This window comes from Roseovarius sp. A-2 (assembly GCF_002072155.1).
In the GTDB taxonomy this organism is placed as follows: domain Bacteria; phylum Pseudomonadota; class Alphaproteobacteria; order Rhodobacterales; family Rhodobacteraceae; genus Roseovarius.
In genome coordinates this window covers 1-19712 of sequence record NZ_BDIY01000010.1, presented here as the reverse complement: position 1 = coordinate 19712, position 19712 = coordinate 1, and the positions used below count along the sequence as shown (strand labels likewise).

Below are 19712 nucleotides of genomic sequence, written 5' to 3'. Positions count from 1 at the left end.
GCGGCTCATCTTCCCCCGCCTGAGGCGATTGCCGCTGGTTCTTCGGAAAAAAGCTGCCCGACTCCCACGCCCCTTGCACTCCCGTCATCATCGCGCAGAAGAAACAGGGCGTCGAGTCCACGTTGTCTTGCGAGGACCGCACCCCTCTCTGCACCGAGCACCATCAGCGCCGTCGCCCAGGCGTCGGCCTCGGCACAGGTGCGGGCCACGACGGTGACGGAGGCGGGCGACGCGATCAGCGGCGCGCCACGTCTCGGATCCATAGTATGCGACAGGCGTCGTCCCTGAACCTCGACGCAGTGGCGGTAGTCACCGGAGGTCGCGACGGCAGCATCCTGAAGTGCCAGGATCGCATGCGGCGTCCGGCGATCAGGGTCCGGTGCTTCTACTGCGATGATCCACGCCTCGCCATCCTGCCGGACGCCCATTGCACGCATCTCACCATCGATGCCGACAAGGGCATTGCCAATTCCGTGTTCGCGCAGGGTTTCTGCCAGCCGGTCCACGCCATGACCCTTGGCAATGCCGTTCAGATCCAGCGCGATGGGCGCGGTCTTGCGCAGCTGCATCCCCTCGATCTCCAGCACCTCCTGCGCCGGGCGGCGGAGGGCGTCCATCGCGGCGCGGATACCCTCGGGCGCGGCGGCCCCGGGCCCGAAACCCCAAGCCATCACCGCATCGCCCATGCCGATATCGAAGGCCCCGCCCGAGGCGCGCCCGATCTCGAGCCCGAGGCGCAGGACCGACCGCAGTTGCTCCGGCACCATCACCCAATCGCCCACCGGCGCCGCGTTGATCCGCATCAGGTCGCTGTCTGGTTTCCAGATCGACATCTGTGTGTCCACCTCGTCGACAGCCGCCTGAAGTACTGCGCGAATTGCATCCGTGTCGCGGCCCGCTTCCGCGTAGAACAATGCCGTCCAACGTGTGCCCATCGTCGGGCCATTCAGGGCGATGCGCGCACTTTCAGTAGACATCTTCGACATACCGCCCCTCCGCCTTCAGAACTGCGGGCGTCAGCCCGACTGGTGAGAGAATTTCGGTCAGCGCATCGGTCACACCCATGGCCATGTCGCGCCCGCCACAAACCATTACGCGCGCCCCATTCCGGATGAGGTCCGCAACCTGACCAGCCTCTCCGCGCAGGGCGTCTTGCACATAACTGCGCCGCGCCCCGCGGGAAACCGCGGTGATGGCCCGTGTCAACCGCCCCTCGGCCTGCCAGTCGGGCATTTCTTCGCCATAGAAGAAATCGCTGTCGGCATGTCGCATACCGAAGAACAGGTGCACGGACCTGTGTCGCGCATTGCCGCGGATGAAGCCCGCCAGCGGCCCGATGCCGGTGCCCGCCCCGATCAGGATCAGCGGCGTGCGACCGCGACCGGCGTGAAAGCCGGGATTGCGCCGCAGGAAAGCCGTGACGGTATCGCCCGGCTCCAAAGCGGTCAGCTGGCCCGAGGCAAGACCACCCGGATGCTTGCGCACAACGATCTCGACGAACCCGTCGCGTCGGCCCGAGGCCAGCGAATAGAGGCGTGGCACGGCGCTGCCCTGCGGCAGGACACCGATCAGGTCGCCCGCCTGGAACCGCGCGAAACCCGCGCCCGTCAGCCGCTGCCACAGCGGCGTGCGCGGCAGGGCGAAGCGCAGGATCGCGGCCGCTGCCTGCGTCTCGGCCCCGTAGTTGCGCCGCGAGACGAGGGTCAATGTTTCGGTGCGCGGCGAGACGGGCTGGTGAGAAAGTTCGAGAGAGATGCCAAGCACCTCGCCAAGCGCGCGGCCCCAGCGCGCGAAATCCTGTGGCGATTGGCGGTCGATCGTGTCCAGCGGCATGAGTTCGGCCCAACCCTTGGCCTGCGCCGCTGCCGTGACGGCCTTGGCAAAGGCGCAATAGGCCGGAAAGCTGCGGTCCCCGAAGCCGAGCACGGCCATCTGGATATCAGGCGCAGGGGCCGACGCGTTCATCCGGTCAAGGAACCCCTTGGCCGAGGCGGGTGCTGCACCATCGCCATAGGTCGCGGCGAGCAGGATGATCCGTTGGGCCGCGGCGTAGCGCTTCGGTGCGAAGCCCGACATCGGGCCAACATGGACGCTCCGCCCCGCTGCCGTCAGCGCAGCATGCAGGGTCGCGGCGAAGCCCCAGGTGCTGCCCCCCTCGCTGCCGACAAGAAGGATCGTCTCGGAACGGCCTGCGGGCTGGTTGCCGCGGATGCGCGGCCGCCCGCGCCGCCCGGCAAGCCAGATCAGGACGCCGGTCACGCCCATCGCCGGTACTCCGAGCGCCGTCATCCCGAGCACAAGGCCGAGCGTCGCCGCCCCCTGCCCCGTGTGCAGCATGTAGATGGTTTCCGAGACGCGCTCCCATCCGGTCAAGTCGGCCCATGCCAGTAGCGCGCCGGTTCCCTGGTCGAGATAGCCGGTGCCCCGGTCGGACTTCAGCGTGAACACGTCCGTCGCGTCACCGGGATAGGGAAAGCTCAGCTCGCGCAGCTCGGCGACGGGCGTTTGCAGCAGCGTGGCCATCTGATCGAGAGGAAACCCCGTCTCTCCGCTTACCTCGGTCGGCATGGCCGGGATGGCACCTCCGTCCGGCAGAAGATCGAAGGTGGACGCCGTCATCCAGAGGGCAGTCAGGGAAGACAGAACGAGGCCGACGACGGCGATCCGGGCGATCTCGACATGCAGCCTGCCCGCGAGCGGACCGCGCAAGGGCGCGAACCAGTGCCCCCATCCGCCCGCCCGTCGCGCGACCAGCACAGCACCCGAGAGCGAGAGGACCAGCATCGCCGCGGCCCCGGCGGCCATGGCGATGCGCCCGCCATCCCCGAGGAAGAGCGAGCGATGAAGGTTGGTCAGCCAACGAAGGGCCTGGTTCGGGTCGGCCGAGGCCACGCCCGCGCCCGTCGCCGGGTCGATCACGGCAGCACCCGGCGCGCCCTGATCGAACCAATAGGCGGTGATCCGACCGGAGGGCGACCGCCGGATCTGCTCGACGCCCGGATAGACGGCCTGGATGCGGTCCGCGAGGGTGGCGACTGTCAGGCCAGTCTCCACCTGCGGCGCGGTGATGCGCTCGACTGCCGGAAAGACCGAGAGCGCAGCACCGCTTAGGCTCAGGATTGTGACGAGCGCGAGGGCCAGAAGACCCGGCCAGCGATGCAGTGTACGGATCATGGCCCTGCCCCTCACATGTCGTAGGAGAAGTTGGCGATGTAGCGCCGCCCGGTCACCGGCGTACCCGCGCCCGCCGTCGTCAGCGGCACGGCCACCTCGTTCGGGCTGTCGCGCATATCCTCGACCGCCGCGTCGATGTGCAGCGTGTAGCCCGCATCGAACAGCGCGTCGGCCAGATCGAGCGTGATTTCCAGCGCGCGGCCCGCGCCGACGCTGGCCCCGGTAATGCCGTTGACCTGCGCGGTATCGCCGCCCGTGGCACGGTACCAGTCGCTCAGATGCTCGTAGTACTTGGACTTGTCGCCGGCCATCCAGAGACTGCCGACATAGGCGCCCGAGACGTCGGTAACGTAAAGCGCGAGGTAGGCGCCGTCGCCGCCGTAATTGTTGAGGGTGGTGGTCAGCGTCACCGGCCGCGCCATGGCGAGGCCGGGAAGCGTCAGCGCTGTGGTAAGCGCGAGCGTTGCGAGAAGTGATTTCATGGGAATGATCCTTGTTCAGGGTGCTTCGGAGCTGTTCAGTTCACCTGAACCTGCGGAGGGGCGCCGTTTCCGAAGAGGCCGTTCTGAGGAGGAGCGACCGTTCCAGCGGGCGCGGGATTGCGGGCGCCGCCCCGACAATCGTCGTCGTCATCATCGTCGTCGCAGTCATCATCATCATCGTCTTCGTCATCATCGTCGTCGTGTCCGCGACGCGAACCGTCCCGCCAGCGGTCGTCGTCGTCTTCGTCGCTTGCGAGAATGAGAGGCATGTCTTGTGAGGCGTCATCAAAGAGCGCGGCAACGCGCCGAAGCATGCTGTCGGCCGGGTCCTCCATTGCGCTCCAGGCAGGAACGCCGATGGCGGCGGTCAGCGCCGTTGTCGCTGCGAGAAGGGTCAGGGTCTTTTTCATGGCAAGGTCTCCTTTCGTCTGATGAGACCAATCTGGCGCGTCGACCTGAGGGCTTCCTGACGCCCCAGCGATTCCTGCTTCAGCTTGCCGTCAGGAAAAAAAATGGCCCCGCCGATAATGGCGGGGCCAAAAAGATGCGAGCGCAGGCTACAGGGCTGGCATGGCTATGCGCCCTGCCCCGCGTTCAGGCGAATTCAAACTGCTCGAAGCGGACACGGCGAGGCGTTTGGCCTTGTGCTTTCAAGCCCTTGAGAATCCCATCCTTCAGACCCGTTGGGCCGCAGAACCACAAATCGGCTTGCCGGATCGCGAAAGGGACCGCGCCGATCAGGCGCTCGGCCGTGAGCCTGCCATCGCGCGTCGTGACGACCACCTCGAAACTGAACCTCGGGTTGCGGGCAACCGCAGCGCGCAGCGTCTCTACGCCAATCGCTTCTTCTTGTGTCGGAACGCAGTAGATGAGGTGAATGTCGCGACTCTCCGCCTCTGTCAGGCTTTCCGCCCAGGCGAGGAACGGCGTGATACCGATGCCGCCGGCAAGCCATATTTGGCGCGCACCGCCCTTGCGGAAATTGAACCGTCCATATGGCCCTTCGACCTGCACACGCGTTCCGGTCCGCAAGATGGCGGGCAGGCTTCGTGTCCAGCCACCCAAGCCCCGGATGGAGAACGTCAGGGTGCCGTCAGGGCGCGGGGCGCTGGCGATCGTGAAGGGGTGCGGCTCGGACAGTCCCGCCTCTGGCGCGCGGAAGAAGGCGAATTGCCCCGGCCGCCACCGCATGGCCCGCCCCTCGGGGCGGAGGGTCAGCGTGGTGGTGTCCTTGGTCTGGCTGATCTCTGTGACGGTGAATTCTCTACGCCGCAGGTACGGGGCGACCAGCTCGGTAAATATCCACGCGACCACTCCGGCAATGCCGAAGGAATTCAGCACCAACATGAATGTCGGGTCCACCCCGGCAGGCATATCGACGAAGAATTGGTGAAAGACCACGATGGCAAAAAGGGCCCCCATGAAACGATGGCTGAACCGCCAGAGCTGATATGGAATCTCGAGCCCGATGAAGGGCAATCTCCGGAACCAGCTGACAACAACAAGTGCGAGAAGCGCGTTGAAGGCGAGTTCGCCTGCCTCTTCGCCAAGTTCACCAAGGGAAGTTTCACGCACCAAACGCTCGAAGTCCGGCTCAATCTGCTGGTGCAAGATCATCAGGACCATCGCGGAAATACCGAGCCACTTGTGGACCCGGTACATGCGATCGAGACCGCCGAACAATGGTTCAACCAGTGGCGGTCGTGTGGCGAGGATCAGGGTCAGTGCCATCGCGACAACTGCCGCGGCCCCGACGGCAATGCCAAGTGCCGCTTCCGCGCCAAAGGGCGCATAAGTGTTGAACCCGAGCAGAGCCGCCAGAAGGCATGGCAGCGCCACCAGCACCGGGCCCGTCAGGGCCAGAGGAGAGTTTAGGGTAAGCCGAGGAAGTAGAGGAAGGCCCGGCACCGGGACATTACCGTCGCGACGCGCTGCATCAGTCATCGTCGCGTCTCTCGTGATCCCGCTCGCGGCGATCATCCTCGTCGTCCTCGTATTCGAACTCGACTACCTCCAGCGTGGCCGGGTGGACAGTCACCTCGATCGCACGCCCCTCGGCATCCCTCCCGTCGATCTCGTAGCAGCCGTCATCGATCTTGATCCGGCGCACCGTCCAACCATTTTCCTCGGCCAGCATGGCAACAGCATCGCGCGGCTGCCAGTCGGCCATCGGCACGAAGCAATCGTCGTCAGCCAGCGCCGCGCCGGCCGGAAAGACCGCGAGAAAGCCGATAATTGTCAATGTCTTCTTCATGGGGCACACTCCTAGTGGCTCGCCTCTTGATGCCATTCATGCGCCGCGAAGCTGACGGCAGCCTGAAGGGGCTCGACCCACAAGCTTCAGCTTCGTGTCAGCCAGACGGATCATGGAGGGACATCAGGAAAGAACGGGTACGACCATGCGCATATTGCTGATCGAAGACGACACGACTCTCGGCGCGGCAGTGCGCGACCAGATCGCAGCTGATGGCCAGTCAGTAGACTGGGTCACGCGGCTCGACGCGGCGGGCGACGCGATGAGCGCAACCTCCTACGACCTTGTCCTGCTCGACCTCATGCTGCCGGACGGACGCGGTATCGGGTTCCTCAAGGGCCTCCGGACGCGTCGGGACGTGACGCCAGTGATCATCCTGACAGCGCTCGACCAGATATCAGACCGGATAGAGGGACTGAAGGCAGGCGCTGACGACTATCTTGTGAAGCCTTTCGACCTGTCGGAACTGTCGGCACGGATTGGCTCGGTCGCGCGGCGCTACAGCGGCAACCCCAACCCGATCGTGACCCACGGACCGCTCGACATCGACCTTGCCGCGCGAAGCGTCCATCGGGATGGCAGACATGTGCCGCTGACGGCGCGGGAATGGGCGCTCTTCGAGGCCTTCCTGGCGCGTCCTGGGCAGCTCCTGTCCAAGGCGCAGTTGGAGGAGAAGCTCTACGCTTTCGACGCCGAGGTCGAGAGCAACACCATCGAGGTGCACGTGAGCCGCCTGCGCAAGAAACTGGGGAGCGCCATCATTGAGACCGAGCGCGGCATGGGCTACCGACTGGGCAAGCCATGATGTGGCCATCCAGCCTTCAGGTACGGCTCGGCTTGTCACTCGGCCTTGTGCTGACGATCCTCTGGCTCGCCGCCGCCACGGTTACCGCGGTGATCGTTCGGGGCGAGATGGACGAGGTCTTTGACAGCGCCCTGCGTGAAACCGCCGAGCGCATCCTGCCGCTGGCCGTGACCGACATCGTCGGGCGGGAAGATCAGGGTGTGACGCAGCGCCTCGCGCCGATCCGTGAGCATGACGAGTTCTTCACCTACATCGTACGCGATGCCGAGGGACGCATCCTGCTGCAATCCCATGCGGCGGACCCTGCCGTGTTCCCTCCATACGATGGGCCGGGATTTAGGCAGAACGCCACACATCGCCTCTACAGCGACGCCGCACTCCAGGGGACGATCAGCATCACCGTGGCCGAACCGTTGGCGCATCGCGCATCGGTTGCTCGGGAAATCCAGATGGGCCTCGGCCTGCCGCTGCTGGTCGTGCTGCCGTTGGCGCTCGCGTCGATTATTCTCGCTGTGCGCTTTAGCCTCGCCCCTCTCCATCGGTTTCGTACGCGGCTTGAAGCGCGCGGCGTGCGCGACCTGTCAGAAGTACCCGCGGCCGACCTGCCGACGGAAATCGGACCGCTGGCCGCAACCTTGAACAACCTTTTGGCTCGGTTGCGCGACGCGTTCGAGGCTGAGCGAAGTTTTGCAGCTAATGCAGCTCATGAACTAAGGACACCATTGGCGGGCGCTATCGCCCAGGCGCAGCGACTGCGGTCAGAGACCAAAGATCCGACCATCGACGCGCGCGCCGCCGAGATCGAGGCGACGCTCAAGCGTCTCACACGGCTGTCCGAGCGTCTCCTGCAGCTTGCGCGGGCGGAAGGCGGTAGACTTCGGATGGACCAGAGCGCTGATGTCAGAACCATCACTCGGGTCGTGGTGGAAGATATTGCGCGCAGCACAGAGAACGGGCGCCTTATGTTGAACTTGCCGGACACGCCTGTCTTGTCTGATATCGACCCCGACGCATTGGGAATTCTGTGCCGGAATCTGGTGGAAAACGCCCTACGCCACGGGGCGCAGAATGCCCCAGTCGCGGTTACACTCACGAGCGAGGGGCAGTTGATCGTGGCAAACGAGGGCCCCGCGGTAGCAGCCGAAACACTCAAACGCCTGACAGGGCGCTTCGAGAGGGCAGATGCAAAAACTGATGGTAGCGGGCTTGGCCTCGCTATCGTCTCAGCCATCGCAGAACGGATCGAAACCTCTCTCTTGCTCCAGTCACCACGTCCCGGTGAAACTTCTGGATTTCAGGCATCCGTCAGATTGCCAACAGATGCTCCTAATGCCCGTGTGAAAGATCGGGAGCATTGGCCTTGAAGTCTGACGCATCACCGGCGACGTCATAGTTTGAAGAAAATCGCAGAAACGTAGGAAAGCTTTCTGATAGGAGAGCTATTTTCTTATATTTTTTATGTACTTAGGGCTGCTCTGTAGAGCAGGCCATCTATCGGCGATAGCCGTTTTTGCGCCAAGCCCTCGGGAAGTGAGGCCGAAGCCTCACCCGAAGGGATCGTATTCCGAGACGATCACGACCTCGTCGCCGTCGATTTCATCGGCGGGGACGGCGCCGAAGGTTCCATCCCCAGCCTGGAAGACGACGATCGAGACCATGAGCGTGGTAGCGAGGGAGGCGGCGAAGGCGTGTGCATCTTTGCGGGACATCTGTTTGGCTCCTGTCTGGGAGGCGGGGGACCATCCCCCGCGCGACAGGACCTCGAAGGCCCGAATACTGGCTGACATCACCGGGTGCGTTCGGCTTGTCCGAATCCGCCCGGCGGCACGGGCTTGCCCGTAGTCCGACCCCTCGCGGGTTGATCTCGAAGACAGGATTCGGGCCAAGGAAGGGAATGGCGAGCGGGGGATGGTGCCCTGCCGACTGGAGCCGGTTATCCCGCTGATGCTTCTAACGCCGCCAGCCTCCCGGGCAGGCTCTTGGTTGAAGACGTCCTTCCTTGGGGATGGTTCCTTTGGCGCCCCGCGAACTCAAAGGACAAGGTTGTGATGGTTGAGAGGCCCGCGCTTGGACGGGCCCCTCGGTTTCAGTTGGGCTCAGGCGGCCAGGTCCGCGCCCCCTGCCCTTTCGCTATTTTCATCGCCGACGATTTCGAGCCGCGCATTGCTGTATCCTTCCTTGGCGATCCAAAGCTCTGCCGCGGTGATGGATTCCGCCAGATGCAGCAGCTCCGTGTTGCCGCCGAAGTCGAGAAGCACGCGCACTTGGCCGGGCTTCGGTTCTTCGGCCACCTCGAAGACGAGGGCGCTGTCAGCAGAATGGCTGCGCATGATGGTGACGAGGATCACCCCGTCCGAGGAGAAGTTGCCCTCATGTAGCGTGAAGGAGGCTGGTGCCGTCCAGGTCGTATAGACCCGGGGAGGCTCCTTCTTCACGAGACGGCCGACGCCGTTCGATCGCTCCCAGGCGGCAAGCTTCTTGGTGAACCGTGCCGGTGGCTTCGGACTGCCGTCGGTGTAGCGAATGAGCGCCCCAAGGGGCGCGGTGTCGATGATGGTTGTTGCAGACATGATTCCTCATTCCGAATGCGAGTAATCGCATTCATCTTATTGATATTGTTACGTTATAGGGTGATTGGGGGCGGAATCTCCGCCCCCCGCTGGATCACGTTATTCCGCGGCCAGCATCGACGCGCCTTGAGCAGGCAGGTCATCCGTCAGGAATGCAGGAAGGTCAGCCTCACTGACGCTGTCAGCCAGTTCGGCATCGACATCCGGCCCCTGCCCTTCGGCACGGTCCTCATCGTCCAGCGCCACGAGATCGTTCCGGCGCAGGACCTCGGGCAACCAGCCGCTGCCCTTCAGCAAGCGCTCGGCTTCACTGGCCATCTCGCCTTTCTTCAGGTGATCGAGGAGCTGGGCAGTCCCCTCCCCTTTCGCTTCGCGCACGGCCTCGAGGATGCGGGCCTTGGGCACGCGGTTGAGATAGGTGTCGACCGTCGGCTCCCAGCCCGCCTCGACCATGTCGAGATCTGTGGCACGCGCCACGAAATCGGAATGCGCCATCCGCCGGGTCAGACCGCCTGCGGAGATGCCTGCCCCGTATGGGTTCACCTTCTCATGCAGCGCGTTGACGCCGAAGCTGAGGCAATGCGCCAGCAAGGCCAGCCGACTGCTTTGGTCGAGGACCGTCAGATAGGCCCAAAGTGCCGCATCATCGCCAAGCGGCAGATCGGCTTCCCATTCCGCATGACGCTCGTCGACCAGCTTCGCCACCACGCTATCCTTGAGATCGGGCGCCTGCGCCGACATGTAGACCGGACGCACGGATGCCTCGAGACAGCTGCCCGAAGCAGAGGAGGTGCGGAAGGTGTCCGTCACCAGCTTCAGAAGCAGCAGCGTCAGCGCGACATCCGGCGAGCGCCCGATCGCTTCACGTAGCGCCAGCGTCCGATGGGCCGTCAACTCCATGACCAACCGCTCGGGCAGTGGCTTCAGCGCTCCGTCATCCTCATCCTCAGGCAAGTCGCCATCAATTGGCTGGCCACCCGACGTGATGACGGTGCCGCCATGAGCAGCACTGCCAAGGCCATCGGTGAGATCACGACCATCCCCCTGCCCCGCCGCCGCAGGATCAGTACCATCCTGGACCGCGGTCTCCTCAACGGGCTCATCCTCTGGGCGCACATAGCCGCGATAGACTGCCAGCGCGCCGTAGCGGTCGAGCGTGACGAACGACCCTGCCCGTCCGATTTCCAAGGGATCGAAGATCAATGGCCGGGTCTCGATCTTTTCCATCTCCGTTTCCAACACGCCAAGCCGCGTGTCGACCTCGTCGGGGATTTCATCCTGACCCGCGTATTCCTCTTCCAGCGCCCTATACTCGGCGAGCAGCTTGGCATGGGCCGCACCTTCGTCATCCGTCATCGGCGCCGGATCGCCAGACAAGGACCGCAGACCGTGGCTGTAGCCGTAGGGCAGGTCAAGCGCGACATCGATCCACTTCCAGCCCTCAACCGCAACCGTCTCAGCCTCGGCCTGGAGTTTTTCCGTCACCAGCCGATCGAGCAGGGCAGGGTCCTCGAGCCAGCCACCGTCATCGCCTTGGAAGAGGTCATGCAGCATCGTGCCGCCCGCCGCTTCATAGGCCTCAACACCCACAAAGGCCGCGCGTCGGTCGGACGCTCGGACCGAGGTCTCGGTCAACATGCGCCGGATCTGGAATGGCTCCTTGTTCCAGGATGAATGAATCACATCCCAAACCTGAACCTGACGCGCGTGATCGGGGTTCACGGTGAAGGCCATGAGTTGCTCCAGCGTCATGCCATCCTCGGCATAGACCTCAAGCAGGGCAGGGGCGACGGAGGCGAGTTTCAGGCGCTGCTTCACGATCTGCGGCGTTACGAAGAAGGCCGCAGCGATCTCTGCATCGCTCTGACCCTTGTCGCGCAGGGACACAAACGCGCGGAACTGGTCGAGCGGGTGCAGGGCGACGCGCTGCATGTTTTCCGCAAGGGAATCGTCCTCGGCGAGGATGTCGGACGCAGCATCGCGGACGATGCAGGGAATGGGCGTGGTCTTCGCCAAGCGTTTCTGCTTCACCAGTAAAGACAAGGCTTGGAACCGCCGTCCACCGGCCGGGATTTCGAACTTGCCGGTCTCGGTACCATCGTCAGCCACGACGGGCCGCACGCTCAGGCTTTGCAAGAGACCGCGGCGGGCGATATCTTCGGCCAGTTCCTCGACCGACACGCCAGCCTTGATGCGCCGCACGTTGGACTGGCTGAGCACCAGCTTGTCGAAAGGGATATCCCGTGAAGGGGACAGGGTGATTTTCTGGACAGCTTTGGTCATCAGATCTTCTCCACGACGGGCGTCGGAAGCCACTCTCCCGATCTCACTTCCCGTCACCCTCAAACCAACACTCCTTTCCCTCTCACGATCGTTCTTGACCGCGGTCAAGAAGTTCATGTGGGAGCAAGTTGTGTGCGTAGGATCGTTTCGAAATAGGCGTCAGGGTGTTTGATCGTGTCTGCTCTTGCTATCAGGTAGTCGAAGACGAGAAGCAGTTTTCCCGCGCCAGCTTTCTGGATGCCATACCGAAGTTCGTCTTGGCTTATTCTAAGCAATCGACCGAGGTCGTATAGAATGCGGGTAAGGGCTTCTCCTGTCCGTGGCGGTTCTGGGAAAAATCCTGCAACATGGGTGAAATCTTCCCATGCCATGCGTGCTGGGTCTCGGTTCATCGTCGGTTTGGTTTTTGTGGTTTGTTCACTGCGATTGACCGTAGAGTGAGCAATCTTTTTAATATCTTTTTTTATAGACTCTATGTGCCGGACATTTTGTCCGTTTGTGGCGGGCAGATCGTTGGATTCTGGTGCATAAGGTCGGTGTTCGATAGCTTGTAAATTATCTTCGGAACCAGCTTTTTCTGCAGCATGGTGTTCACCGTAGCTTGCGTCAGTATCGGCTCCGAGGGCTCTAAGTTCCGAGATAACGCTCAGGACTGCATCAACGGTTAATGTTGCTCGACGCAGGACATTTCTGATCATGTTGAGGGTAGAGAGCTTTGCTTCGTCGAAGCGTGTCTGTTGGAGTAGCGAAGCTCGTAGGGCCAACGCCTCAGCCTTCAGTGAGCGCAAGCGCTCGCGTTCTTCGGTGAGTTGCAAGGCTTGCGTCGCGAGCGAGCCGTACCTCTGGATCAAGGGCTTCAGGTCGATGCCAAAGGCATCTCTGATAACGCCTCCATACCGCAGCGGAAAGCGTTTGCCATTTGCTGAGTTCTTGCGTTCGATTAGTTCAGCAGCTGAGAGGCGTCCCAAGCTGCGTCGAAGTGTTCTCTCATCGAGTCCATTTGCGCGCTCTGACAGAGAAGCGTTCGACGGGAACACGACAGTGAGCGTAAGTCGCTGGCTGTCCTGAATCTCACGTTCTTTGCGGGGTAGGAAGCTAATGAGCGCGGTCAGAACGGCGAGGTCATTGGTTGTGAGACCGAGCTCCTTCCTCAGTACGCGAACTGGGCCCAGAAGCTCGTAGGGGTTAGGGCAGGGCAGAGATATCCGTTCCGCCAGGGCGGTCGTTGTTTCAGTTGCATGTCTCATGGTGTTTCGGAAGAAAAAGCTTCCCCGTTCACCGCGAGCGGTGTTGAAATCGATTCGTTTTTGGGGTATCAATCAGATGTCGAGACTGATTGAGGCCCTTCGGAAGCATCGCTTTCGGGGGGTCTTTCTTTTTCTAGCCGGTCCTCCTTTCGTTTTCTGCTCGTTGCTTTTGATGTCTTGACCGCGGTCAAGACACGGGGTCGTCACTCTGGCCCGTCTTGACCGCGGTCAAGAAGCTCCATGACCAGCTTCCGGACTGCCTCCTCAACACGAGGGACAAGATCAGCGTCCACATCGATGGTGATGCGGTTGCCCTTTCGGCCGATCTTCACGCGCTCACTCGGATGTGTCTTCTGCGTCGATGGTTTGGTGGCTGTCAGCAAGGCAACCGCCGCTTCGAGACGGTCGGGGCCCGGGATGTTGCGAGGGATTTCGCCGGCAACTTCTCGGGCTCTCGCGACGTCTTTCTCGCACAGCCTGAAAAGCTTTTCCCAAACCCGTCGGCCAACGCCGTGTGCAGGTCCGATAGCCTGGATCAGTTCCATCGGGATGCCCGTAGCGATACGGTTCATCCGCGAGACGAGCGATTCATCGATCTGAAGTGCCCGATACGCGATCGTTTGAGCGTTCTTGCGCGTTTCGTCGGTTTTCCCAAGTTCTCGAATGATCCCGGCGACAAACAGAGCCCTTTCGATGAACGATGGGTCTTGGCGCGCATTATTCTCTACGCCTTGGGCAATGAGAGCTTCCTCGTCGGTCATCTCCATGACCGTGGCGCGCACTTTCTGACCAAGTTGGCGACAAGCTAAAAGCCGACGGCGTCCGTAGACGATCTCAAGCGCACCGTCCTGGGTTCGGCGAACCAGCACTGGAACCTTTTGACCGTGCTCGCGGATCGACGAGACAAGCTCATCCAGACCATCGCTTGGATCGATGCGGTCCATGACCGCGGACATCCGTATGGCGGTCGGGTCGATCAGCCGCGTGGCGTGTTTATCCTCTTCGAGCACGGATGCTTGTGCGCGAGCTACAGTCGGGCTCGTTCGCTTCACATCCAGATTCTCGTCCGAAGGCGGCGTTTTGCCCATCGCGTTCTTGAGTGAGTCCCCGAAGACCTTACGCGCCATGGCTACGCCCCCATGCTTTCAGGATTTCGCGTTCGACTTCGTCGGTCACGCGCGAGACGGACTCGATCGCGCGCTCGTAAGTTCTGCGATTCACGTCGCGAGGTTCGACCTCGAAGATGCTCTGCTGGGTGTTCGCAGCATCACCTACGGCTGTTGATTTCAGAAACTCGGCAGACAGCACGGCATCCCCGAGGACTGTCCGAAGCAGAGATGAAATCTGCACCTGCGGACCATCCGTATTTTCGTAGCGGGTGATCAGAACTCGCACGAAGTTCAGTCCATGTTCCGGGGCGTGTGCCTCGACGACGCCCATCAGGTTGCTCGCCATGCCCAGAAAGCTCGCCAGCGACATGACATCGAGCATCGACGCGTTGAGCGGGATCAGGACCCCGGTCGATGCAAAGAGGGCAGAGATCACCGAGAAGTTCAGCTGCGGTGGGGTGTCAAATATCACCACATCATATCGGTTGAGGACGGGCTCAAGCGCTTCCCGGATGCGGCTATGGAACGTGGTGGCGCCGTGTCTGAAGCTCAGGGCGACCTCGAACTCGTACTCCATGATGTCCATGGATGCCGGGATCAGATCCACAGTCGGGAAGTTCGTTTTGCGAATGATATCTGCTGCGGGCAATGGATCGTCGGATCGGATAAGATCGTATGAAGTCGGCATCTCCGGATCGAGCTCGGGAGTAACCCCGAACAGGTTTGTCAGACTTGCCTGGCTGTCGAGGTCGATCAGCAAGACCCGGTAGCCGCGCAGACCCAGTAGTTGTCCTACATGGGCAACAGATGACGTCTTTGCCGAACCACCCTTCAGGTTGAAGATCGTCAAGACCTGACAAGCCTCTCCCGGTCTTCTGTGCGGGTGTTCTTCTGGCTTGATCCTTCCAGTCTCGAGAAGTACGCGTTGTGCCTCGACCATCTCCTCTGCAGAGAAGCTACGGCGGTTGCCGCCCTCCAGGACACCTTCGGGAAAGCCTTCGAGGTTTGACACATGATGGCGAAAGGTATTCTGATTAATGCGAAGCAGTTCAGCCGCTTCCCGCATGGCGAAGCGTCGGAGGCCCTTCTGAGCGTCCGGTGGGAAGGTTTCCTGCGCATGTTCACGCAACCGACTACCAAGCCGCTTGGACATGACTTCAAATCTCTGGGAGGCCCGTATCCCGTTCATCACTGCCCTCAAGTCTTTATTGTTTTGCAAAGCTTAACAGATATTGTGGATAAATCCAGACCAAACCGTTGAGCGGCCTGGGGGTGTTGAAGGCACCGATTTCTGTCGACGGTAAACTGTTAAAAATCAGCGTCTTGGGCGACTGCGCTCTCGCTCTACTTCAACACCTCGTTGCCAACTACGTAGTGACCACAAGATGTATTGTGAGTGCGTACAGAAATCAGTCGGCAGAATCGGATGGGCGATTCTCGGGAATCTCAATCGAGCAGCCCCAGCCTCTCGGCTCGCTCCAACAGCATCTTGACCGATGAGGGCTGCCATCTCGTTCGGCCACGGGGCGTGCGTTCGCGCATCGCTTCCAGCCGGGTGCAGATCGCCTGAAGCGTGATCTCGGGATCCGCGCCCTTGATGGCGGCAATAATGGCGGGCAGGCGATCGTCCCTTTCGCGGCGGCCGGCGCGGGCCAGAACCTCGTTGGGTAGGAACCCATCGCGGACATAGGCCTTCACGGCGCGCAAAAGACGGCTTTGGGTCCAGCGACGCGCCTCGGGCAAGGGGCCGTTGACGATGCGCAACACATCCTCCCAGGCCAAGTCGGGGCGCAACCGGCGCACATGGGGCACCCAATCTTGTGCCGTCTCGTTCAGACGCTCAATGTAGCCGTCCTGTCGCGCCAGCCGCACCTTGCGAAGAGCAGCAGGGTCTTTGGCCCGCAGCCCAGGGTTCCCGCCCACGCGGCCTTTTGTGCGCGCGCTGGCGAGGCCGGCCTTGGTGCGTTCCCGGATCAGGGCGCGCTCGAACTCGGCCGCAGCGCCCAGGACCTGCAGCGTGAACTTGCCTTGCGGGGATCCGGTGTCGATCGGGTCCTGAATGGAACGAAAGAACGCACCCTTGGCCTCCAGCCGCTCGATCACCTCCAGCAGATGCGACAGCGACCGCGCCAGTCGGTCGATCCGAACGACGACCAGCGTGTCGCCCTTGCCGATGCGTTCCAACACCCGCGCAAGCACTGGCCGCGCACGATTGCCGCCCGAGGCCTGTTCCTCATGGATCTCGGCGCAACCCGCGGATTTCAGGGCCTGCGACTGGGGCAGGGGGGTCTGATCCTCGGTTGAGACGCGCGCATAGCCGATCAGGGGCATCAAAACAGGCCGTTTGCAGTTTCATGTACCACTAATAAACGATCGTTTGAAAACGCGTGCAATAGGTATTTCTCTCGTCGCGCTGAATTCGGGAAGCCTTGTAACTATGGGCTGACGGCCACGAGAGGCGCTCCAGCGCTCTCGAGAAGGCACGATCCTCGAACGCCTCTATAGTAGAGGAAAACGCAGTCCCTCAAACTCCATCGCCAAACGCGCAAAATAGCTTTATAATGCGCGCATGAGCCGATTTCGCCCTACACACATGGACTATGACGAGATGCCTCTCGAAGACTTGGAGGCGTCCGAGGACAAGGATGACGCCGACCTCTGGTTCCTGCCCGGGCCGATCGAGGACGAACCGGATTACCTGCCTCCCGGACCTAGGTCTGAGGCGAAGGAATCCGAGATCGTCGATGCCTGGCGCGGGGCCGAGGCCGGGCAGGCGGCGCAGCTCGCCCGTGTTGCGGCGCGCCTGGGGATCCTCGATGAACGCCTGCGTCGGGGCCCTGCAGGCTGGCGGCAGCGGCTCGCCCTGATCGAGGCTGCGGACCTGAGCTGGTTGACGCAGGACCGGATCGGACTCGACCGGCTGTCACTCTACATGGCGCTGCGGGTTTCGACCGTAACGGATGATGCGCAGGCCTTGTACCGGATCGGCTGGACCGTGCGTCGGCTGACCGGTGGACCCGCGCCGCTGATGCGTCGGTCGGGTGTCGGCGATCTCGAGACCTTCCTTGATCGGCGCGACCGCCCGGGGCATGGGGAGCGGTTCGAAGATGCCAATGCTCCCTCGCGCGTGGTCGAGATGGCAGAGCGTGAAGCCTTCGAGGACCGGGCTGCCGGATGGCTTGCGATGATGAATCAGGCCGAAAACCTCCACCCCGTGACGCGGGCCTGCATGGGCTTTCATCTCTGGCATGTCGCGGAGCTCTCGCCGATCGACGATCCGCTCGAGGCCGCGGTGACGGCGTCGCGTGTTGCGATCACCGAACTCGCACCGTCAGGGAGCATGCCCGGCGCGATCTTCGCACCGACCGCCATGGGCGGGGGAGGGGGCTTTCGCGCGATCGGGGACCCGCCCGCCCGGTTAGCGCGCTGGCTGAACGCGATGGAGAGCGCGACATTCGCAGCCCTGCGCAGGCTCGAGGAGATCGAGGCTTGGGCGGCTGCCGCAGAGCGCGCGATGACTCCCCTCTCGGGCAAGACGCCGCCGATGCTGCGGAACCTCTTCGCAAGCTGGCCGCTGGTCTCAGTACAGATGGCCGAGAAACTGACAGGTACGCATCGGGCAACGGTTCAGCGCAACATCGACTGGATGGACGAGCAGGGCCTCATCCGGGAAGTTACGGGGCAGGGACGATACCGAATGTGGCGGATCGTTGAGCCGCGCTCAACAGAGGCAAATTCGATGCCCGAAAGGCATGATGAGCTGCTGGCTGAAGATTTCTTCGATGTGCTGGCCGCGCGCCAGTGATCTCCGGATTTTTTCCCTTCAGGTTTCCGCGTCCCGCAGCTCTCGCAGAGCAGCCAGATAGCGGTTCATGCGGCGCATGTCCTTTTCGGTCAGTGCCGACAGTCGCGACGCGTTCAGATTGTCGAGGATGTCTGCCGTTTTGACCCGGCGCGCGATCTTGTTGCCCTTGGCGCGTCGGACGAAGGCCACGTAGACGGCCTCGCTGTCGCCTTCATCCTCGGGCCTCTTCGTGACAAGGCGTAAAGCGTCGAGCACAGTCGGCGAGAACCCTTCTTCCTCAAGGCGCTTGAATGTCCAGCCAGGGCCGTCTTCGACCACGTCATGCAGGACGCCAACGATCCGTTCGTCGTCGGTCTCTAATGACATCATCACCCGGAGCGGATGTAGCAGATACGGCGCGCCGGCCTTGTCGGTTTGTCCCCGATGGGCTTCCGCAGCGATTTCAATGGCGCGATGAAGGTTCAATAGCTTCTCCTGGTGTATGAATATGATCGTGACCATTCGGTTGGTATTTTTGGAACTTCACATCACTCCCATGGCGCAAAGTTTGGCGTGGATACAATGATACGGTTCCTAAGAGCTTCGAGTTCTGGGGAAATTGCTGCGTGGGTTCCCTGATGCGGCAAAACTTCCCCGTGTAATTGTGCACGCAGCTCCATCCACCGCTCCTTCAGGACCTGCCAGTTGTGATCATCATAGGTCCCGCTGACAACGACAGGATGAATGCGTATACGTGGTGGGTCGCCCTCGGCGTGCCCATACCAATTTTCCAAGTCTTGGAGCCAACGGCTGCCCTTGCGGTCCACGCGACCGATCTGTTGTTCGACAATACCCGGGTTCCATTCTGCATGCAGTATGACCACAGTGCGGCAGGCTTCATGCAGGTTTAACCCCTCCCGCCCAACACGGGATTGAGCGAGAAGTACCATTGGCCAGCTGGAGGCGCGGTTGAATGCGGACTGCAGCAAGCGGCGTGTTTGAGGTGGGGTTGCACCAGACATCATCCGGGCAAAATTGCCCTCGCGCCCGGAAAAGTCCTGAAGATACGATGCCAGCCTAGACCGCAAGACACTGTCGTGTTCTTGCTCTTCATCGGTTGATAGGTCATCCAGCAGCCCTTTGAACAGCGCCAGCATTTCGTCGCCGGACCACGGTACGTCAGCACTCTCGCGCCTGTCGTCAAGCGCCTCCAGTAGTGCCCCGATATCGCCTTGCAGCTCTTCATCATCGTCATCTTGGCGCAAATAGCCTACCAACAGCGCGGCGGTATCATCCTGCGGTGCCAAGGCTTCGAGTTCACGATGCAGCCTTGCAAGCTCTGTGCGGCGCGCACTGGACCATTTCCGATATCGTTCGGTCAGCATCTGGTTGATCGAAGTGATACCGCCTGTCGTCACACAGAGATCAGGGTCGTTCATGGCGGCAAGAACGGCGGGTTCGCTCTCATCCCGTACTTTCGAGGCTGGCCAGTTGTCGCGTAGCCCTTAATTGGGTTCTGCCTCACTTTGTGTGGCGCAACTATCCTGAAACTGGAAAATTCAGGAGGTATAGTTGTGAGTTCGAAGAAGCACTGGTCGCCCGGGAGCGATGTTGCCGTTCAAAGCGTTGAGCGAAGTGAAAGAGGCGGGTGGATTGTATCTGGCGTCTTGGCTCCCAACGGCATTTGCCCAGACTGTGGATTGCATTCACGCCGACGTCACGGCTGGCGGCGTCGGCGGCTGCAGGATTATCCCGCGCATGGAGACGAGGTAACGGTTGATCTCGCAATTTGCCGTTGGCGATGTCAGGCACCCGCTTGCCCACGCCGAACATTCTCAGACCAAATCGCCTCGATTGCGCGTCCATTTGCACGTCGTTGTAGCGCGACAATCTGGGTGAGAAGAGCGCGTCAATCAGGATGAGAATCCTTGGTCGCGACGTTTGTGACGATGGCGGTCTTTTCAGCCGCGATCAAGTGGTTTGTGTTTTTGATTGTCGCGGCGC

At 61.8% G+C, this 19712-nt stretch carries 19 protein-coding genes; 4 read left to right on the top strand and 15 right to left on the bottom strand.

The genetic code is table 11. The annotated features are described in order from the left end of the window. Positions 1-5 precede the first annotated feature (5 nt). The 6 genes from BHD06_RS12585 to BHD06_RS12560 form a co-directional block, all read right to left on the bottom strand. The gene (locus BHD06_RS12585) at positions 6-986 is read right to left on the bottom strand and encodes an FAD:protein FMN transferase (RefSeq protein ID WP_080457358.1); all 981 of its coding nucleotides are present in this window, start codon (positions 984-986) and stop codon (positions 6-8) included. Then, positions 967-3174 (bottom strand): PepSY domain-containing protein, encoded by a 2208-nt coding sequence (locus tag BHD06_RS12580; protein ID WP_080457357.1) that lies wholly within the window; start codon positions 3172-3174, stop codon positions 967-969. Before BHD06_RS12580 ends, BHD06_RS12585 begins: the two co-directional genes overlap by 20 nt. Positions 3175-3185: 11 nt before the next feature. Then, positions 3186-3656 (bottom strand): DUF2271 domain-containing protein, encoded by a 471-nt coding sequence (locus BHD06_RS12575; protein ID WP_080457356.1) that lies wholly within the window; start codon positions 3654-3656, stop codon positions 3186-3188. A gap of 35 nt (positions 3657-3691) precedes the next feature. Continuing rightward, on the bottom strand, positions 3692-4066 hold the full coding sequence (locus BHD06_RS12570; RefSeq protein ID WP_080457355.1) for a hypothetical protein: 375 nt from the start codon (positions 4064-4066) through the stop codon (positions 3692-3694). Between the two features lie 184 nt (positions 4067-4250). Next, positions 4251-5600 carry a ferric reductase-like transmembrane domain-containing protein gene (locus BHD06_RS12565; protein WP_254892400.1) on the bottom strand — a complete coding sequence of 450 codons (1350 nt, stop codon included), beginning with the start codon at positions 5598-5600 and terminating at the stop codon, positions 4251-4253. Continuing rightward, positions 5593-5910 carry a PepSY domain-containing protein gene (locus BHD06_RS12560; RefSeq protein WP_080457353.1) on the bottom strand — a complete coding sequence of 106 codons (318 nt, stop codon included), beginning with the start codon at positions 5908-5910 and terminating at the stop codon, positions 5593-5595. Before BHD06_RS12560 ends, BHD06_RS12565 begins: the two co-directional genes overlap by 8 nt. 145 nt (positions 5911-6055) lie before the next feature. Between BHD06_RS12560 and BHD06_RS12555 the strand changes: the two genes are divergently transcribed. After that, positions 6056-6715 (top strand): response regulator transcription factor, encoded by a 660-nt coding sequence (locus BHD06_RS12555; protein ID WP_080457352.1) that lies wholly within the window; start codon positions 6056-6058, stop codon positions 6713-6715. Continuing rightward, positions 6712-8079, top strand: coding sequence for an ATP-binding protein (locus tag BHD06_RS12550; RefSeq protein ID WP_080457351.1), 1368 nt, complete (start codon positions 6712-6714; stop codon positions 8077-8079). Before BHD06_RS12555 ends, BHD06_RS12550 begins: the two co-directional genes overlap by 4 nt. A 180-nt stretch (positions 8080-8259) precedes the next feature. Here BHD06_RS12550 and BHD06_RS23765 read toward each other — a convergent pair whose 3' ends face one another. The 7 genes from BHD06_RS23765 to BHD06_RS12520 all read right to left on the bottom strand — a co-directional run bounded on the left by BHD06_RS23765 (position 8260) and on the right by BHD06_RS12520 (position 16255). Next, positions 8260-8424: a hypothetical protein gene (locus BHD06_RS23765; RefSeq protein WP_176214349.1), complete on the bottom strand. Its 165-nt coding sequence runs from the start codon at positions 8422-8424 to the stop codon at positions 8260-8262. A 387-nt stretch (positions 8425-8811) separates the two neighbouring features. Continuing rightward, positions 8812-9285, bottom strand: coding sequence for a hypothetical protein (locus BHD06_RS12545; RefSeq protein ID WP_080457350.1), 474 nt, complete (start codon positions 9283-9285; stop codon positions 8812-8814). 99 nt (positions 9286-9384) lie between these two features. Beyond that, on the bottom strand, positions 9385-11568 hold the full coding sequence (locus BHD06_RS12540; protein ID WP_080457349.1) for a ParB/RepB/Spo0J family partition protein: 2184 nt from the start codon (positions 11566-11568) through the stop codon (positions 9385-9387). A gap of 113 nt (positions 11569-11681) precedes the next feature. Continuing rightward, positions 11682-12815 (bottom strand): helix-turn-helix domain-containing protein, encoded by a 1134-nt coding sequence (locus tag BHD06_RS12535; protein WP_080457348.1) that lies wholly within the window; start codon positions 12813-12815, stop codon positions 11682-11684. 203 nt (positions 12816-13018) lie between these two features. Next, on the bottom strand, positions 13019-13942 hold the full coding sequence (locus BHD06_RS12530; protein WP_080457347.1) for a ParB/RepB/Spo0J family partition protein: 924 nt from the start codon (positions 13940-13942) through the stop codon (positions 13019-13021). Beyond that, complete coding sequence (gene repA, locus BHD06_RS12525) at positions 13932-15077, bottom strand: plasmid partitioning protein RepA (RefSeq protein WP_176214348.1); 1146 nt, start codon at positions 15075-15077, stop codon at positions 13932-13934. The genes BHD06_RS12530 and repA overlap by 11 nt, the downstream gene beginning before the upstream one ends. A 293-nt stretch (positions 15078-15370) precedes the next feature. Continuing rightward, positions 15371-16255, bottom strand: a complete 885-nt coding sequence (locus BHD06_RS12520; RefSeq protein ID WP_080457345.1) for a recombinase family protein — start codon at positions 16253-16255, stop codon at positions 15371-15373. 238 nt (positions 16256-16493) lie between these two features. Between BHD06_RS12520 and BHD06_RS12515 the strand changes: the two genes are divergently transcribed. Continuing rightward, the gene (locus tag BHD06_RS12515; protein WP_376764852.1) at positions 16494-17729 is read left to right on the top strand and encodes a helix-turn-helix domain-containing protein; all 1236 of its coding nucleotides are present in this window, start codon (positions 16494-16496) and stop codon (positions 17727-17729) included. A gap of 18 nt (positions 17730-17747) precedes the next feature. On the opposite strand, the gene BHD06_RS12510 is transcribed toward BHD06_RS12515, so the two are convergent. Then, entirely contained in the window at positions 17748-18194 is a 447-nt protein-coding gene (locus tag BHD06_RS12510; RefSeq protein WP_148380059.1) for an HD domain-containing protein, read from the bottom strand. Between the two features lie 62 nt (positions 18195-18256). Beyond that, positions 18257-19147, bottom strand: a complete 891-nt coding sequence (locus BHD06_RS12505; protein WP_254892399.1) for a helicase-related protein — start codon at positions 19145-19147, stop codon at positions 18257-18259. A gap of 135 nt (positions 19148-19282) precedes the next feature. Between BHD06_RS12505 and BHD06_RS24760 the strand changes: the two genes are divergently transcribed. Continuing rightward, positions 19283-19630, top strand: coding sequence for a transposase family protein (locus tag BHD06_RS24760; RefSeq protein ID WP_176214347.1), 348 nt, complete (start codon positions 19283-19285; stop codon positions 19628-19630). Positions 19631-19712 lie beyond the last annotated feature (82 nt).

Coding starts and splice junctions, on each gene's coding strand:
- BHD06_RS12520 (WP_080457345.1), bottom strand. CDS start 16,255: ATGCCCCTGATCGGCTATGCGCGCGTCTCAACCGAGGATCAGACCCCC.
- BHD06_RS12585 (WP_080457358.1), bottom strand. CDS start 986: ATGTCGAAGATGTCTACTGAAAGTGCGCGCATCGCCCTGAATGGCCCG.
- BHD06_RS12515 (WP_376764852.1), top strand. CDS start 16,494: ATGAGCCGATTTCGCCCTACACACATGGACTATGACGAGATGCCTCTC.
- repA (WP_176214348.1), bottom strand. CDS start 15,077: ATGTCCAAGCGGCTTGGTAGTCGGTTGCGTGAACATGCGCAGGAAACC.
- BHD06_RS12535 (WP_080457348.1), bottom strand. CDS start 12,815: ATGAGACATGCAACTGAAACAACGACCGCCCTGGCGGAACGGATATCT.
- BHD06_RS23765 (WP_176214349.1), bottom strand. CDS start 8,424: ATGTCCCGCAAAGATGCACACGCCTTCGCCGCCTCCCTCGCTACCACG.
- BHD06_RS12545 (WP_080457350.1), bottom strand. CDS start 9,285: ATGTCTGCAACAACCATCATCGACACCGCGCCCCTTGGGGCGCTCATT.
- BHD06_RS12560 (WP_080457353.1), bottom strand. CDS start 5,910: ATGAAGAAGACATTGACAATTATCGGCTTTCTCGCGGTCTTTCCGGCC.
- BHD06_RS12505 (WP_254892399.1), bottom strand. CDS start 19,147: ATGAACGACCCTGATCTCTGTGTGACGACAGGCGGTATCACTTCGATC.
- BHD06_RS12570 (WP_080457355.1), bottom strand. CDS start 4,066: ATGAAAAAGACCCTGACCCTTCTCGCAGCGACAACGGCGCTGACCGCC.
- BHD06_RS12575 (WP_080457356.1), bottom strand. CDS start 3,656: ATGAAATCACTTCTCGCAACGCTCGCGCTTACCACAGCGCTGACGCTT.
- BHD06_RS12530 (WP_080457347.1), bottom strand. CDS start 13,942: ATGGCGCGTAAGGTCTTCGGGGACTCACTCAAGAACGCGATGGGCAAA.
- BHD06_RS12550 (WP_080457351.1), top strand. CDS start 6,712: ATGATGTGGCCATCCAGCCTTCAGGTACGGCTCGGCTTGTCACTCGGC.
- BHD06_RS12540 (WP_080457349.1), bottom strand. CDS start 11,568: ATGACCAAAGCTGTCCAGAAAATCACCCTGTCCCCTTCACGGGATATC.
- BHD06_RS12580 (WP_080457357.1), bottom strand. CDS start 3,174: ATGATCCGTACACTGCATCGCTGGCCGGGTCTTCTGGCCCTCGCGCTC.
- BHD06_RS12565 (WP_254892400.1), bottom strand. CDS start 5,600: ATGACTGATGCAGCGCGTCGCGACGGTAATGTCCCGGTGCCGGGCCTT.
- BHD06_RS12555 (WP_080457352.1), top strand. CDS start 6,056: ATGCGCATATTGCTGATCGAAGACGACACGACTCTCGGCGCGGCAGTG.